Here is a 16369-nt window from a genome sequence, read left to right on the forward strand (position 1 = left end):
TTAAACCTGGTACTGCGGACTATTTCGGTACCGGCATCACTCACGGTAGCGAAACGGGTGTCCGCGGCACTAAAACAGGCAATCTGCCCTTTCATCTGTCAGAACGGGCAGCGTGCTGAAAACAGTTACTTTCTGGCAAACGCCTGACTGAGAGTCCAGAGTTCCCGGCGCTCATCGGCGCTCAGTCCCTGGGTGCGTTCACGCGCAATCAAAAACTCCAGGCGCTCTTCAAGAGCAGAGTCGTAGATGCTGGCCAGCGAGTCCTGAAACACCGCTTCGGCTTCCTCATCTACTATCATGTGGTTCCAGATCGCCAGTGTTTCAAGCGTCTGACTAAAATTTGTTCCGCGATATAACTCTAGTAGCTGACCGGTGGTCAATCCAGGATTCTCATTACAACGGCCCACTAATTCAATAAATAGCGGTAAACCCGGCATTTTTGACTCAGACAGCCCATCAAGCGAAGGCACCAGGGTGGCCAGCTGCGGACTCTGAATCAGCAACGCGATCAGCACGCGCATAGTGGTACGCTTCAGCGGTGGTGCTACCGGCGTCGTTCCGCTTGCGGCCAGCTTCGGCATCAGCTTTTCAAGCTGATTGTCGTCAAGAATACCCAGTTTATTCCCCAGTTCCTGACGCATATAAATACGTAAGGTCTCACCAGGGATCTGCGTAATCAGCGGTAAAGCCAGCGTGCTCAGGCGCGCCTTTCCGTCGCGTGAGCTCAGATCCACCTGCGGCAGCAGGCTATCAAATAAAAACGAAGAGAGCGGCATCGCCTGCTCCATCCTCGCTTCGAAGGCGTCTTTACCCTCTTTGCGTACCAGCGTATCCGGGTCTTCACCATCGGGTAAAAACATAAAGCGTAGCTGACGACCATCATTCATGTAAGGCAATGCGGTTTCAAGTGCACGCCATGCCGCTTCACGACCAGCCCTGTCGCCGTCGTAACAGCAGATCACGGTGTCGGTACTGCGAAACAGCAACTGAATGTGTTCAGCAGTGGTGGAGGTGCCTAATGACGCGACGGCATAATCTATCCCGTACTGCGCCAGCGCAACCACGTCCATGTATCCCTCAACCACTAACAGGCGGGCGGGTTCAGGATGGTTCTTAACGGCTTCATAAAGGCCATAGAGCTGGCGGCCTTTATGGAAAATAGGTGTTTCCGGCGAGTTCAGATACTTCGGCGTATCGTTACCCAGCACGCGTCCGCCAAAACCTATGACGCGTCCACGCTTATCGCGGATCGGAAACATGACGCGGTCGCGAAACCGGTCATAAGTACGGCCTTTGTCATTGCTGACCAGCATGCCCGCTTCCATCAATGACTCGCGATCTTCCGATTGCTTACCAAAACGCTTGAGAACGTTATCCCAGCCGGCTGGCGCGTAACCTATGGCGAAGTGATTGATGATTTCGGCGCTCAGACCACGACGATCAAGATAGTCGCGTGCTGGCTGCGCACTGGATTGCTGCAGACCCTGCTGATAAAAACCGTTCAGGTTCTCCATCAGCTGATACAGGCTCTGGCGCTGATGGCGTTCCATCTGGCTGGGCCCGCTGCCTGCTTCGTAAGGCACGTCTAAACCGTGGGAAGTGGCTAACTCTTCAATACTTTCCACAAACTCCAGACGATCAAAGTTCATTAAAAAGTCGATAGCGTTGCCGTGTGCACCACAGCCGAAACAGTGATAGAACTGCTTTTCGCCGTTTACGGTGAAAGAGGGCGTTTTTTCATTATGGAAAGGACAGCACGCATGGAAATTCTTACCCTGCTTTTTCAGCTTAACGCGGGCATCGATAAGATCCACGATATCCGTGCGGGCAAGTAAATCATTGATAAATACGCGTGGAATTCGTCCAGCCATACGCCCCAGATTTTCAGCTCATAAACGGCAACAAGCCGCGCTTCCTTTCGGAAAGCACGGCCTTTTACTTGACTCTGTCTGCGTGAATCACGCGGTGGAGGCGGACCTCCGGAACGACTTAGTACAGACGAGTGCGGCGTGCGTTTTCGCGAGCCAGTTTCTTGGCATGACGCTTAACTGCTGACGCTTTAGCGCGCTTACGTTCGGTAGTCGGTTTTTCATAGAACTCACGACGACGAACTTCAGCCAGAACGCCTGCTTTCTCGCATGAACGCTTGAAGCGACGCAGTGCTACGTCAAATGGCTCGTTTTCACGTACTTTAATTACCGGCATGTAACTCTCACCTCGATAAAATTCGGTTTTTGCTGCTGACTGCGGCGCCAGCACATTTCAAAATGGTGCAGCATTTTACTCCAACTCAAGTTGGTTTGTAAAGCACCATGGATAATTTGAAACCAACAGGAGCGTTTGCCTGTGCGGCTGCCGGTTTTTCCAGGGGCGGGAGTATAGCGCACTCTTTAGCCGACAGAAAATGACTTTTTACGGTGGATGCCCGCGCTGCACATCCAATTGCTGTGATAAACTGCGCGCCGCAAGAATGAGGTGATGCAATGCGAATTCTGGGTATTGAAACGTCGTGCGATGAAACCGGCATCGCAATCTATGATGACGAGGCCGGATTACTGGCTAACCAACTCTACAGCCAGGTAAAACTGCACGCCGATTATGGCGGTGTGGTGCCGGAACTGGCCTCACGTGATCACGTGCGTAAAACCGTGCCGTTGATTCAGGCTGCGCTGAAAGAGGCCGGTCTGGAGCCGCAGCAGATCGACGCGGTGGCTTACACAGCAGGCCCTGGACTGGTCGGTGCGCTGCTGGTTGGTGCCACCATTGGCCGCGCCCTGGCGTTTGCCTGGAAAGTCCCCGCCGTGCCGGTCCACCATATGGAAGGCCACCTGCTGGCGCCGATGCTGGAAGAGAATCCGCCGGAATTTCCGTTTGTCGCACTCCTGGTGTCGGGCGGACATACGCAGCTGATTAGCGTCACCGGCATTGGTGAATACGCGCTGCTGGGTGAATCGATCGATGATGCCGCGGGTGAAGCGTTCGACAAAACGGCCAAGCTGCTTGGGCTGGATTATCCGGGCGGGCCAATGCTGTCGAAGATGGCGCAGCAGGGCACGGCGGGACGTTTTACCTTCCCGCGTCCGATGACCGATCGTCCGGGCCTGGATTTCAGCTTCTCCGGCCTGAAAACCTTTGCCGCTAATACCATCCGCGCCAATGATGATGATGCTCAGACCCGTGCTGACATCGCCCGCGCTTTTGAAGATGCGGTGGTAGATACGCTGTCGATCAAATGTAAGCGTGCGCTGGATCAGACCGGCTTTAAGCGTCTGGTGATCGCCGGTGGCGTCAGCGCTAACCGCACACTGCGCGAGCAGATGGCGATCATGATGCAAAAGCGCGGCGGTGAAGTGTTCTACGCCCGCCCGGAGTTCTGTACCGATAACGGTGCGATGATCGCGTATGCGGGCATGGTGCGGTTAAAAGGCGGAACGCGGGGAGAGTTAAGCGTCAGCGTGCGACCGCGCTGGCCGCTGGCGGAACTGCCCGCCATCTGATGTGAAAAAAGCCGGCTCACAAGCCTGCATCTGGGGGAATCTGGCCGTAACGGATAAGCTCAACGCGCAGGGAACAGGGTCAGAGGAGGAAAGCGTCACGCGCCATGGATGGCGCGGGCCGAGCGGTCAGGGATGACGGCTTTTGCGTCTTTCCGATCTGACCCTGTTTCCTGCGCAGTCGCGGACATAAAGCCAGACTTTGTCGACACCTTCAGGCCAGCTTTTTTTATGGCTGAGATTTCTTTTTGCGCTTCCAGATCTTGCCTTCCTGACCCCGCCACAGCCGCTGAATATTATCGTGATGACGCAGCAGGATCAGACAGGAGAGCATGGAAACCGGGAAGGTGAACTGCGGTTTGAACCACCACACATAAAAAGGCGCGATCAGCGCGCTGACGATGGCACCCAGCGAGGAATAGCCGCTGAGTAAGACCGTTAACAGCCAGGTGCCGGTGACCAGCCCGGTTAAGTCCCAGCCAATCGGCGCAATCGCGCCAAATGCCGTCGCCACACCCTTGCCACCGCGAAAGTGAAAGAACACCGGATAGATATGACCCAGACAGGCGGCAATGGCGGTCAGGCCGAGATAGAGCGGAGTCACGTGCATCAGATAGGCCAGCCAGACCGGCACCATCCCTTTCAGCACATCAAACACTAATACGCTGGCTGCTGCGGATTTACCGCCCAGACGCAGGACGTTGGTGGCACCCGGATTGCCGGAACCGTGTGTGCGCGGATCGGGCAGGCCAGCGAGTTTGCAAACCAGAATCGCACTGGAAATCGAACCGCAAAGATACGCGAAAATAATCATACCAAGCGCGAAAGCACTCATAACACCGTACCGTTCCCTTTAGGGTCGTTTTGATCTCTTTAACCGTGGATAATACGCATAATCAGCCGGAAGTGGTATCCGGCTTAGCCAAAAACAGAGACTCTCATCATGGATATCGTATTTATAGAACAACTCACGGTCTTCACCACTATTGGCGTTTACGACTGGGAACAGGGCATACAGCAGAAGCTGGTGCTCGATGTCGAAATGGCCTGGGATAACCGTCTGGCGGCCAGCAGCGACGATGTGAAAGATTGTCTCAGCTATGCGGATGTCTCCTCGGCGATTCTGACGCATCTTACCGGCAGTCGTTTTGCGCTGGTTGAACGGGTTGCTGAAGAAATCGCGGATCTGTTGATGAACCGTTTCAATTCGCCTGGCGTCCGCATAAAGGTAAGCAAACCGGGGGCTGTAGCCCAGGCAGCACAGGTTGGCGTGCGAATTGAGCGCGGGACTATTCCTAAATAAATACGATGTGATTGCCATCACAATGAAACCAAACCAAATTACTGTCTGTCATAGCGTGTACCGTTTCGTTACAGCAGGCGAAATGGTGTAGACCTTAAGGTTTAATTCAGGCTGATAGCGGCATGATTTCAGGCGATAGCCACGCGCTACCGCCTTTTTAATGGTTTTGAAACGGATAGAGGAAACATTTGATGGCAGATATTCATCAGCTTTGGGTAGCTGCAATCCTGGGCGTTGTGGAAGGGCTGACCGAATTTTTACCGGTCTCTTCCACCGGGCACATGATTATAGTGGGTCACCTGCTGGGCTTTGAGGGTGAAAAAGCCGAGACCTTTGAAGTTGTGATCCAGTTAGGATCGATTCTGGCTGTGGTAGTGATGTTCTGGCGCCGTCTGTTTGGCCTGATTGGCATCCACTTTGGCGAAGTCAAACATGAAGGCGTCGGCACTGGCCGTCTGTCGCTGATCCATATCCTGCTGGGTATGGTACCGGCGGTGGTCGTGGGTCTGGTGCTGCACGATCAGATCAAAACGCTGTTTAATCCGATCAACGTGATGTACGCCCTGGTGGTAGGTGGTGTGCTGCTGCTGGCAGCTGAGTACCTTAAGCCAAAACAGCCGAAAGCGGTGGGCGTCGATGATATTACCTATCGTCAGGCGTTGATGATTGGCTGTTTCCAGTGCTTAGCGCTGTGGCCGGGCTTCTCACGTTCCGGTGCAACCATTTCCGGTGGCATGCTGATGGGCGTGAGCCGCTATGCCGCGTCGGAGTTCTCCTTCATCCTGGCAGTGCCAATGATGATGGGGGCAACCGTACTGGATTTGTACAAGAGCATCGGCTTCCTGACGATGGCGGATTTCCCGATGTTCGCGGTGGGCTTTGTCACGGCGTTTATCGTGGCGCTGATTGCGATTAAAGCCTTCCTTCAGCTGATCAAACGCATCTCATTTGTCTCGTTCGCGATCTACCGCTTTATTGTGGCAGCCGCGGTTTACATAGTCTTCATGTAAAGCCCACGCAGCCTGCTAGTCAGGCTGCGTAATCGCCAGACCCTGCGCGACGGCGTCAATCCGTCGTCGCGTCAACTCTTCCCGCACTTCTGCACCTTTAAATCCCGCTTCGACCACCGCTTTGGTCGGCACCGCCTGCGCCAGCGCAAAAGCACGACGCAGATAGTCACCCTGCGGATAAGGCATGCTCTCAAGTCCGGCTCGCCCGCGCGCATCCGCTTCGCTGGTCAGCGCCATCTGCTCAACGCGCTGTGGCTTACGCCAGGCATCGATTCGGTCAAACAGTGCCACCAGCGACGCGGCGGATTGCCGTTCAATGGTGTGCACCACGTCGTGAAATTCGGTCACAATCAGCGCCAGATCGCGAATCGCGTTTGGCACCCGCAGTCGCTGGCACAGCGCCTCGACCAGTGGAACGCCCGCCAGGCCATGACCGTGGTGGCTGGGCCACAGCTCAGGCGGCGTCAGCGCCTTGCCGACGTCATGGAACAGCGTGGCGAAGCGCACCTCGATCTCACTGGAAAGGGCGGCGGCCATCGCCAGTGTCATCAGCGTATGGACGCCGGTATCGATTTCCGGGTGCCACTTAATCGGCGCAGGAATACCAAACAGATTATCCAGCTCAGGAAACAGCACCTGCAATGCACCGCAGTCGCGCAGGACCTGAAAATAGACCTGCGGATTACGGGAACTCAGCGCCTTTTCCGTCTCTTTCCACACCCGCTCAGCAGTGAGATTCGACAGCTCGCCGCTTTCGGCCATCTGCTGCATCAGCAACTGGGTTTCGGGGGCAATACGGAAGTTGAGATGGGCAAAGCGCGCCGCAAAGCGCGCAACGCGCAGTACCCGCAGCGGATCTTCACTGAAGGCGTCGGAGACGTGACGCAGCAGGCGCAGGGCAATATCGCGCTGGCCATTATAAGGATCAACCAGCACGCCGTTTTCATCCTGCGCAATCGCATTGATGGTCAGATCGCGGCGCTGTAAGTCCTGCTCCAGCGTCACGTCGGGCGCGGACCAGGTGACAAAGCCGGTGTAGCCTTTCCCGTTTTTCCGCTCGGTACGTGCCAGCGCATACTCTTCGCGACTGACGGGATGCAGGAAAACGGGAAAATCGCGACCGACCTGGTGATAGCCCTGCTCAAGCATGGCTTCGGGCGTGGAACCTGTCACCACCCAATCTTTGTCTGTAACCGGCAGATTCAGCAGCGCATCACGCACCGCACCGCCAACAAGAAACGTCTTCACGCAAAACTCCAGAGAAAAAGAAATGACCTGCACGCCGGGCGCGTCCCGCGCCTGAAATCAGCGGTGCATATCATTTTATTGTTGCACAGATTCCCCGGATTGCAGACATGCCAAAAGGGGGATCCTGCGATCCCCTGCTCAAATCCGGCTAAATGGTGTCAGTTCATCCAGCGATCGCTTTTCTTACGGCGTGGCAGCATGTGCGGCAGTAACAGGCCCAGCAGCAGGCCGACGCCCAGCACGCCGCCGCCATACATAAACCACTGCATGATGATGGTGCGCTGCTTATCATCCAGCTGAACGTTAGCGGCGCTGACTTTCTTCTGCGCGACGATCAGCTCATTTTTCAGCTTCTGATTCTCGCCTTTCAGCCCGTTGATAACGCCGTCGCTGCTGGCGACTTTGTTCTGCATCTCAGCCGTGCGCTGGTTCCAGCTGTTGTCGATGTTATCCAGTTTGGCAGTCAGATCTTTCACCTGCTGCTCAAGCTGAGGCACCCGGGTGCGCAGGCTCGGATTAGCACTGAGCTGGGACAGGGGTATCCAGGTGGTGCGGCCTTCCGAATCTCGGATCTGGCCATAATGCGTGTCATTGTTGGTCTGTAACAGCTGCACTTCTTCCCCGGCGTTCAGCTTACCGAGCAGGCGAAACTGATCGCCCGGTCCGCTGCGAACCCAGGTTGAAAGTTCATCAGAAACATAGCGTTTTTCTTCGGCATGGGCAGGTGCAAGGGTGCTAAGGGCAAGCAAAGTGAGTCCAGCGAGAGTAATTTTTTTCATTCGATTTCGTTTGGCTTAGTCTGACTAAAAATTTACCGGCACAGTCTGGAGAGGCCTCGCATAAATCTGAATGAGAACTATCCTGGTCTCATGAGAGTGCGAAAAGGTCTGCGAAAGAGCAAAGAAAGCAGAGACAGCGCGGCTTCTGTGCATTAATCTTCGCCTGATAACCCCTTGCCCTCCAGGCGACAGCTTGAGTAACCTGCTGATAATCGCCTGAAATATGCAGGAAACACCCTCTTAAGTGCCAGCGGCGTAGTGAATAAAAAATTATGACCATCGAAATCGAACTAAAGTTCATTGCAACTCCACAGGCGGCCGGGAAACTGGCTGAACTGCTCTCCACTCTGCCGCATCAGCATCAGGCTGCTCGCGAGCTGACCAACATCTACTTTGAAACCGACGACAACCAGCTACGACGCTGGAATATGGGATTGCGTATCCGCGGCGTTGACCAGCGTTATGAAATGACGCTGAAAGCGGCGGGGCAGACGCTCGGCGGACTGCATCAGCGCCCGGAATACAACGTTGAGCTCAGCGAACCGGTTCTGGACATTGCACGCCTGCCGGCAGAGATCTGGCCGCAGGGCACCGATGTCGCGGCGTTGCAGCCGCGCTTGCAGCCCCTGTTCACCACCCATTTCCAGCGCGAGATCTGGCTGATCACCACAGGCAACAGTGAAATTGAAGTGGCGTTTGATCAGGGCGAGGTCACGGCAGGTGATCTCAGCGAACCGCTGTGCGAGATCGAGCTGGAGCTGAAACGTGGCGAACGCCAGGATCTGCTGGCCTTCGCACAGCAGCTGGTGGCGCTGGGTGGTCTGCGTATGGGCAGCCTGAGCAAAGCCGCCCGCGGCTATCAGCTGGCGCAGGGTAATCCGCCGCGCCAGGTACAGCCTTTCCCGCTGCTGAAAGCGGGCGCCAAAGCCACCGTAGAGCAGGGCATGGTGGCCGCGATGTCGGCAGGACTTCATCACTGGCAATATCATGAAGAAGTCTGGCTGCGCGGCAATGCGGCGGCCCAGGATGCGGTGCGCGAAGCGCTGGATCTGCTGCGTCAGGCGTTCAGCCTGTTTGGTGCGCTGGTGCCGCGTAAAGCCAGCAGTGCGCTGCGTCAGCAGCTGACCACGCTGGAAGAGACGCTGGTGAATGAAGAGCAGGATGCTGCCACTTTCTGCTTATCTTCCCTCTCGGTTGAGACGCAGCTGGCGCTGACACACTGGCTGGCTGAATCTCAGTGGCGTCAGTGGATCGATGCCAAAGGGGAAGCCAAGCTGCAGGGGTCCTATAAACGCTTCAGCGACATTATGCTGAGCCGCGTCAATGCCGATCTGAGAGAAACGTTCATCACGGTAAAACAACCCAACGAGTATCAGGACAAAGCTACCCGTCTGGCGCGTCAATTGCTTACCGTCCACCTGCTGGCGGGATTCTATCCGTCTGAGGCGGTCGTGAGCTGGCTCGACCCGTGGCAACAGCTGCTGTCGGCAATTCATGAAAAACAGACGTCCGGGTTAGCCTGGCTGGCGATGCAGGCGCTGAAACAGCCTCCGTTCTGGCTCACCAGCGGCGCTGGCCGCTAACGGGCATTCCGTCACGCCATCAAGGAGGGAGTTATGTTGTCAGCACTTCCCGCGTTGCTACGCGACCAGGCCGAAGAGGCCGCCCGACAGATTGGGGTTCCGCTGGCTTCGTTAAGCCCGGAGCAGGCTGCCGGACTGGCTTTCAGCGATTTTGTGCTGGAAAACCTGCAACAACATCCCGATTGGTGGCAGGCGATGCTCGACCAGCCGCCGCAGCCTGATGAGTGGCAACACTACTCTGCGTGGCTCAATCATGCGCTTAGCGGCATCGACAGTGAAGCGAGCCTGATGCGCGAACTGCGGCTGTTTCGTCGCCGTATGCTGGTACGCATCGCCTGGATGCAGTCTCTGCAGCACGCTACAACCGAACAGAGCCTGCAACAGCTCAGCGCATTAGCCGAAGTGCTGATCAGCCGGGCGCGTGACTGGGTTTATCAGGATTGCTGTCGTGATTTTGGTACGCCCTGTAATGCGGACGGCGACGCGCAGCCGATGCTGATTCTGGGCATGGGCAAGCTGGGCGGCGGCGAACTCAATTTTTCTTCTGATATTGACCTGATCTTTGCCTGGCCGGAAAACGGCACAACGCGTGGCGGACGGCGTGAACTCGACAACGCTCAGTTCTTTACCCGCATGGGACAGCGGCTGATCAAAGTGCTGGATCAACCCACCATGGATGGCTTTGTCTATCGGGTGGATATGCGGCTGCGCCCGTTTGGCGACAGCGGCCCGCTGGTGATGAGCTTTGCCGCGCTGGAAGATTATTACCAGGAGCAGGGACGCGACTGGGAGCGTTACGCCATGGTCAAGGCGCGGCTGATGGGTGATGACCACGATCGCTGGAGCCTGGAGCTGCAGCAGATGCTGCGGCCATTCGTTTACCGCCGCTACATCGACTTCAGCGTGATCCAGTCGCTGCGTAACATGAAAGGGATGATCAGCCGCGAAGTGCGGCGACGCGGGCTGAAAAACAATATCAAACTGGGTGCCGGCGGCATCCGTGAAACCGAATTTATCGTGCAGGTATTCCAGCTGATTCGCGGCGGGCGTGAGCGCTCGTTGCAGCTGCGCTCACTGCTGCCGACGCTGGAGGCGATCAAAACCCTGGCCCTGCTGCCCGCGGAACAGGTCGATGCGTTGCGTGTTGCCTACCTGTTCCTGCGGCGGCTGGAGAATCTGCTGCAAAGCCTGGGCGACGAGCAGACCCAGACCCTGCCAGAGGATGAACTGCATCGCGCCCGGCTGGCGTGGGCGATGGATTGTGCCGACTGGCCTGCTCTGATGACCCGGCTCGACGGCCAGATGGCGGCGGTGCGCGCCATCTTCGACGAGCTGATTGGCGAAGATACCCCTGAGATTGGCGATCAGCGTGAGCTGGCAGAGTTTCAGGTGCTGTGGCAGGACCAGCTGGAGGATAGCGAACTGGCGCCGCTGGTGCCGCAACTCAGTGACGAGCAGCGGCTTACGCTGCACCAGACGCTGGAGGCGTTTCGTCAGGATATCAACCGGCGCACCATCGGCCCGCGTGGCCGTCAGGCGCTGGACCAGCTGATGCCGCGTCTGCTGAGCGAAGTCTGCCCGCGTGAAGATGCGGCGGTGACGCTCGGCCGCCTGACGCCGCTGCTGCTAGGCGTGCTGACCCGCAGCACCTATCTGGAGCTGCTGACCGAATATCACGGTGCGCTGCGCCACTTAATTCGCCTGTGCGCCGCCTCACCGATGGTGGCCAGCCAGCTGGCGCGTCATCCCTTATTGCTGGATGAACTGCTCGATCCCGCCACGCTCTATCAGCCAACCGCCACCGATGCCTATCGCGATGAGCTGCGTCAGTATCTGCTGCGCATCCCTACCGAGGACGAAGAGCAGCAGCTGGAAGCGGTGCGGCAGTTTAAGCAGGCACAGCATCTGCGTATTGCTGCCGCCGACATCGCCGGAACTCTGCCGGTGATGAAAGTCAGCGATCATCTCACCTGGCTGGCAGAAGCGATTATCGAATCTGTGGTGCGCCAGGCGTGGAATATGATGGTGCAGCGTTACGGCCGTCCTTCGCATCTGAGTAATGAACATGAACGCGGTTTTGCCGTGCTGGGCTACGGCAAACTGGGGGGCTGGGAGCTGGGTTACAGTTCTGACCTCGATTTGGTGTTCCTGCATGACTGCCCGGCAGACGCGGTGACAGAAGGGGAGCGCAGCATCGATGGCCGCCAGTTCTATCTGCGCCTCGCCCAGCGCATCATGCATCTTTTCAGTACCCGCACCTCCTCCGGCATTCTCTACGAAGTGGATGCGCGCCTGCGTCCTTCGGGCGCGGCGGGCATGCTGGTCAGTACCTTTGAGGCCTTTGAAGAGTATCAGCGCAGTGAAGCCTGGACCTGGGAGCATCAGGCGCTGGTCCGGGCACGCGTCGTCTTTGGCGAGGCGGCACTGGGTGAACGTTTCAGCGTGATTCGTCAGGCTATTCTGTCGCTGCCACGTGCCGCCGAAGCGCTGCAAACGGAAGTACGTGAGATGCGTGAAAAGATGCGCACACACCTCAGCAACAAACATAAAGGTCGCTGGGATATCAAAGCCGACGCGGGCGGCATCACCGATATTGAATTCATCGCCCAATATCTTGTCTTACGCTACGCCGCTGAGCAGCCTGAACTGACGCGCTGGTCTGACAATGTGCGCATTTTCGAGCTGATGGCGAAGTACCATAAAATGCCCGCCGATGAAGCACAGGCGCTGACGCAGGCTTATGTGACGCTGCGCGACGCATTGCACCATCGCGCCCTGCAGGAACAGCCCGGCCACGTTGAGCCAGAGGCCTATGCAGCGGAGCGGCAGACGGTTCTGAGCAGCTGGCAGCGCTGGCTGATAACGCCTGCGTCTATCCTGGCGTGATGCTGATAGCACAAATCGCAACTGTGCTATCATCCGCGCACTATTTTTAATGCAGTCTGGAGTGTCTGGAATGAAAGTGACTCTGCCCGCGTTCGGCCAAGCCTCAGTGCTGGTTGTTGGCGATGTAATGTTGGATCGTTACTGGTATGGCCCAACCAGCCGTATCTCCCCTGAAGCGCCGGTTCCGGTGGTGAAAGTGGACACGGTTGAAGAGCGCCCTGGCGGCGCGGCAAACGTGGCGATGAACATTGCAGCACTCGGTGCCGCGTCGCGCCTGATTGGCCTGACTGGCGAAGATGATGCGGCGCGTGTGTTGAGTAACACGCTGAAAGACGTCAACGTGCATTGTGACTTCGTGGCGGTCAAAAGCCATCCGACCATTACCAAACTGCGCGTGCTTTCCCGTAATCAGCAGCTGATCCGCCTCGATTTTGAAGAGGGCTTTGATCAGGTCGATCCGGAGCCGATTCACCAGAAAATGCGTGATTCACTGGCCGCCGCGGGTGCGCTGGTGCTGTCCGATTACGCCAAAGGCGCGCTCTCCAGCGTGCAGACCATGATTACTCTGGCGCGCGAAGCGGGCGTACCGGTATTAATCGATCCGAAAGGCACCGATTTTGCGCGCTACCGTGGCGCGACGCTGCTGACGCCGAACCTCTCTGAGTTTGAAGCCGTGGTCGGCAAATGTAAAAACGAAGAGGAGATCGTGGCGCGCGGCACCCAGCTGATCGCCGATTTTGACCTCTCCGCGCTGCTGGTGACCCGTTCAGAAAATGGCATGACACTGCTGCAGCCAGGCAAAGCGCCTCTGCATCTGCCCACCCAGGCACAGGAAGTCTATGACGTGACCGGTGCCGGCGATACGGTGATTGGCGTGCTGGCGGCGGCATTAGCGGCCGGTGATTCGCTGGAAGAAGCTTGTTTCCTGGCCAACGCGGCTGCGGGTGTGGTGGTGGGTAAACTGGGTACGTCCACCGTCAGCACCGTTGAGCTGGAAAATGCGATTCATGCCCGCCCGGAACAGGGTTTCGGCATCATGACCGAAGCGCAGTTAAAAGCCGCCGTTGAGATGGCCCGTCGCCGAGGCGAAAAAGTGGTAATGACCAACGGCGTGTTCGACATTCTGCATGCCGGTCATGTCTCCTACCTGGCAAATGCCCGCAAGCTCGGCGATCGACTGATTGTCGCGGTGAACAGCGATGCGTCAACTAAACGTCTGAAAGGCGAAAGCCGTCCGGTGAATCCGCAGGAAAACCGGATGATCGTGCTGGGCGCGCTGGAAGCGGTGGACTGGGTGGTGGTATTTGAAGAGGATACGCCGCAGCGGCTGATTGCGGGCATTCTCCCTGACTTGCTGGTCAAAGGGGGAGATTACAAGCCGGAAGATATCGCGGGCAGCAAAGAAGTGTGGGCAAATGGCGGCGACGTTCAGGTGCTGAACTTCGAAGATGGTATCTCCACTACCAACATTATCAAAACCATCCGCGGCAGCTAAAGCGCAGCGTAAGCGGGAGCCGGGCTCCCGCTTAAGGGCTTATTCTGGCTTGTTGTCCGCAACAGGCTTCACCACGTCCGCAACCGGTGACGGCGAGGCTGCAGGTGAGGTCGCTACGGCGGCTGATGGTGTGGTCGCGGCAGCAGGTGTTACCGGTGCGGTTGCTGTCGGCGGCGTACCGGCTGATGAACCCTGACTTTCCAGCTGCGCCAGACGCTGCTCCAGCGCCGCCAGCTTCTCACGTGTACGCAGTAATACCTGCGTCTGCACATCAAACTCCTCACGGTTGACCAGATCCATCCGGGTCAGCTGCGCCTGAAGAACCTGACGAATTTTCTTTTCGACATCATCACCAAACTCACGAACACCTTTAGGCATCGCTTCGTGAACCTGACGGGCAAGTTGTTCAATTTTTTTCGTGTCGATCATGATGATTTCCTGGTTACGGGGAGCTGTGTCAGCGTGTTTACCAACGTAATAAGTGTTAAGTGTAATGCCAGAAATGAAAAGGATAAACCTCAAATCGGTAACGCAGGAAATGCAAAAGCAATTGCGCTATTGATGATTGCCGCCTCAAACGATCGGCGTTATAGTTAAAGTGCTTATTCTCAGGGCGGGGCGCAATTCCCCACCGGCGGTAAATCAGCTTCGGCTGAAAGCCCGCGAGCGCTTTATCTTGATGAAAAGAGAGGTAAAGGTCAGCAGATCCGGTGTAATTCCGGGGCCGACGGTTACAGTCCGGATGGGAGAGGGTAACGACATCTGTCGGACAATTGTGTCTGCTTCACGTTATTGCCACGTCTTTTTGACGTCACTCCTAAGCACGCCCTGATTCTGGTAACCCATACATTTTAAGGTTTTTATTACCATGAATCAGACGCTACTTTCTGAATTTGGCACGCCTGAACAGCGTGTAGAACGTGCTATCGCCGCCCTGCGTGAGGGACGCGGTGTGATGGTACTTGACGATGAAAATCGCGAAAACGAAGGCGACATGATCTTCGCCGCAGAAACCATGACCGTTGAACAGATGGCACTGACTATCCGTCACGGCAGCGGCATCGTCTGCCTTTGCCTGACCGAAGCGCGTCGCCAGCAGCTCGATCTGCCAATGATGGTGGAAAACAACACCAGCTCTTTCGGCACTGGCTTCACCGTGACCATTGAGGCCGCAGAAGGCGTCACCACGGGCGTCTCCGCGCAGGATCGTATTACCACCATCCGCGCCGCCATTGCCGACAATGCCAAACCCACCGATCTGCATCGCCCTGGTCATGTCTTCCCGCTGCGTGCCAGCGAAGGCGGCGTATTAACCCGTGGCGGGCATACCGAAGCGACTATTGATTTAGTCACCCTGGCCGGCTTTAAGCCCGCAGGTGTGCTGTGCGAACTGACCAACGACGATGGCACCATGGCCCATGCGCCAGAAGCGATTGCGTTCGCCCGTAAGCACAACATGCCGGTGGTGACCATCGAAGATCTGATCGCCTGGCGTCGCGCGCACGAAACACGCCACGCCAGCTAATCTGGCTGCCGCGATAAACAGGCCCCTCCTGGGCCTGTTTTTCTTCCTGACGCCCGGAATGGCGCGGCCTGACCGCTGACTACTCCTCTTTCCTTCATGTCGAAACGCTGTTAAACCTGCCACGTTAAATTTCATTCAAATTTCCTGATGATCACCATCATGGTTATCCGCGTGATAAAGCAGCAGATGCGCGTATCGTAATGGCTATCAAATACTCGATCCCGGGGATCACGAATGAGCCAGTTACGAATGCCAGCGCTGTTTTTGGGTCACGGCAGCCCGATGAATGCCCTTGAAGAGAATCGCTATACCGCCGCGTGGCGTCACCTGGGCGATACTCTGCCACGTCCACGCGCGATTATTGCGGTTTCGGCGCACTGGTATACGCGCGGCACCGCCGTGACGGCAATGGCACAGCCTGAGACCATTCATGATTTTGGGGGCTTTCCGCAGGCGCTGTTTGATACGCGCTATCCGGCACCGGGATCGCCTGAACTGGCGCAGCAGCTGGTGGAGCAGTTAGCGCCCGTTGCGGTGACGCTGGATCACGAGTGGGGACTGGATCATGGTTCCTGGGGTGTGCTGATCAAGATGTATCCGGAGGCCGATATTCCGGTGGTCCAGCTAAGCATTGATGGCACCAAACCTGCGGCATGGCACTTTGAGATGGGTCAGAAACTGGCTGCACTGCGCAATCAGGGTGTGATGATTGTCGCCAGCGGCAACGTGGTACATAACCTGCGTAAAGTGCGCTGGGATCGCAACAGCGAAGTTTATCCATGGGCCAGCAGTTTTGAACAGTTTGTCCGCGATAACCTGGCGGTGCAGAGCGATGCTGCTTCTCATCCGCTGGTTAACTTTATGGATCATCCTGGTGCGGCACTTTCTAATCCGACACCTGAGCACTATCTGCCGCTGCTCTATGTACTTGGCGCACGTCAGCCGGATGACGCCATCAGCATTCCGGTTGATGGCATGGAGATGGGGGCGATCAGCATGTTGTCGGTTCAGGTAGGTTAGGGAAGCCAGAAGAAAACAGGCCAGAA

Annotated in this window: 14 protein-coding genes and 1 riboswitch; of the genes, 8 read left to right on the forward strand and 6 right to left on the reverse strand. The window is 56.8% G+C overall.

Features of this window, described 5'->3' with window-relative positions; genetic code table 11:
• Positions 1 to 125: 125 nt before the first annotated feature.
• Positions 126 to 1871 carry a DNA primase gene (gene dnaG / locus ACXKZD_RS03075; RefSeq protein ID WP_010699748.1) on the reverse strand — a complete coding sequence of 582 codons (1746 nt, stop codon included), beginning with the start codon at positions 1869 to 1871 and terminating at the stop codon, positions 126 to 128.
• A 118-nt stretch (positions 1872 to 1989) separates the two neighbouring features.
• Positions 1990 to 2205: a 30S ribosomal protein S21 gene (gene rpsU / locus ACXKZD_RS03080; protein ID WP_001144069.1), complete on the reverse strand. Its 216-nt coding sequence runs from the start codon at positions 2203 to 2205 to the stop codon at positions 1990 to 1992.
• A gap of 278 nt (positions 2206 to 2483) precedes the next feature.
• Between rpsU and tsaD the strand changes: the two genes are divergently transcribed.
• Complete coding sequence (gene tsaD / locus ACXKZD_RS03085; protein WP_010249066.1) at positions 2484 to 3497, forward strand: tRNA (adenosine(37)-N6)-threonylcarbamoyltransferase complex transferase subunit TsaD; 1014 nt, start codon at positions 2484 to 2486, stop codon at positions 3495 to 3497.
• A gap of 226 nt (positions 3498 to 3723) precedes the next feature.
• Here tsaD and plsY read toward each other — a convergent pair whose 3' ends face one another.
• Positions 3724 to 4329, reverse strand: a complete 606-nt coding sequence (plsY, locus tag ACXKZD_RS03090) for a glycerol-3-phosphate 1-O-acyltransferase PlsY (protein WP_089414901.1) — start codon at positions 4327 to 4329, stop codon at positions 3724 to 3726.
• Positions 4330 to 4437: 108 nt separating this feature from the next.
• On the opposite strand from plsY, the gene folB reads away from it, so the two are divergent.
• Positions 4438 to 4797, forward strand: coding sequence for a bifunctional dihydroneopterin aldolase/7,8-dihydroneopterin epimerase (gene folB, locus ACXKZD_RS03095; RefSeq protein WP_010249061.1), 360 nt, complete (start codon positions 4438 to 4440; stop codon positions 4795 to 4797).
• A 191-nt stretch (positions 4798 to 4988) separates the two neighbouring features.
• Complete coding sequence (gene bacA, locus ACXKZD_RS03100) at positions 4989 to 5807, forward strand: undecaprenyl-diphosphate phosphatase (protein WP_488981855.1); 819 nt, start codon at positions 4989 to 4991, stop codon at positions 5805 to 5807.
• A gap of 15 nt (positions 5808 to 5822) precedes the next feature.
• Here the strand turns inward: bacA and ACXKZD_RS03105 are convergent, their stop codons facing one another.
• Positions 5823 to 7055, reverse strand: a complete 1233-nt coding sequence (locus ACXKZD_RS03105) for a multifunctional CCA addition/repair protein (protein ID WP_045139609.1) — start codon at positions 7053 to 7055, stop codon at positions 5823 to 5825.
• A gap of 158 nt (positions 7056 to 7213) precedes the next feature.
• On the reverse strand, positions 7214 to 7834 hold the full coding sequence (locus ACXKZD_RS03110; protein WP_010671133.1) for a TIGR04211 family SH3 domain-containing protein: 621 nt from the start codon (positions 7832 to 7834) through the stop codon (positions 7214 to 7216).
• Between the two features lie 272 nt (positions 7835 to 8106).
• Here ACXKZD_RS03110 and ACXKZD_RS03115 point away from each other — a divergent pair, with 272 nt between their 5' ends.
• From ACXKZD_RS03115 to hldE, 3 genes are all read left to right on the forward strand, one after another.
• Complete coding sequence (locus ACXKZD_RS03115) at positions 8107 to 9417, forward strand: CYTH domain-containing protein (protein WP_192033500.1); 1311 nt, start codon at positions 8107 to 8109, stop codon at positions 9415 to 9417.
• Positions 9418 to 9450: 33 nt separating this feature from the next.
• Complete coding sequence (gene glnE / locus ACXKZD_RS03120; RefSeq protein ID WP_488981856.1) at positions 9451 to 12303, forward strand: bifunctional [glutamate--ammonia ligase]-adenylyl-L-tyrosine phosphorylase/[glutamate--ammonia-ligase] adenylyltransferase; 2853 nt, start codon at positions 9451 to 9453, stop codon at positions 12301 to 12303.
• 70 nt (positions 12304 to 12373) lie between these two features.
• Positions 12374 to 13798, forward strand: a complete 1425-nt coding sequence (gene hldE, locus ACXKZD_RS03125) for a bifunctional D-glycero-beta-D-manno-heptose-7-phosphate kinase/D-glycero-beta-D-manno-heptose 1-phosphate adenylyltransferase HldE (protein ID WP_010249049.1) — start codon at positions 12374 to 12376, stop codon at positions 13796 to 13798.
• 39 nt (positions 13799 to 13837) lie between these two features.
• On the opposite strand, the gene ubiK is transcribed toward hldE, so the two are convergent.
• Positions 13838 to 14227 (reverse strand): ubiquinone biosynthesis accessory factor UbiK, encoded by a 390-nt coding sequence (gene ubiK / locus ACXKZD_RS03130; RefSeq protein ID WP_010249045.1) that lies wholly within the window; start codon positions 14225 to 14227, stop codon positions 13838 to 13840.
• Between the two features lie 171 nt (positions 14228 to 14398).
• Positions 14399 to 14556, forward strand: a riboswitch (FMN riboswitch).
• 110 nt (positions 14557 to 14666) lie between these two features.
• Between ubiK and ribB the strand changes: the two genes are divergently transcribed.
• On the forward strand, positions 14667 to 15323 hold the full coding sequence (gene ribB, locus ACXKZD_RS03135; protein ID WP_010671129.1) for a 3,4-dihydroxy-2-butanone-4-phosphate synthase: 657 nt from the start codon (positions 14667 to 14669) through the stop codon (positions 15321 to 15323).
• Positions 15324 to 15557: 234 nt separating this feature from the next.
• Positions 15558 to 16343, forward strand: coding sequence for a 4,5-DOPA-extradiol-dioxygenase (ygiD, locus tag ACXKZD_RS03140; RefSeq protein ID WP_340279271.1), 786 nt, complete (start codon positions 15558 to 15560; stop codon positions 16341 to 16343).
• Positions 16344 to 16369: the final 26 nt, after the last annotated feature.

The sequence above is a fragment of the Pantoea sp. ABR1s genome, from assembly GCF_057812235.1.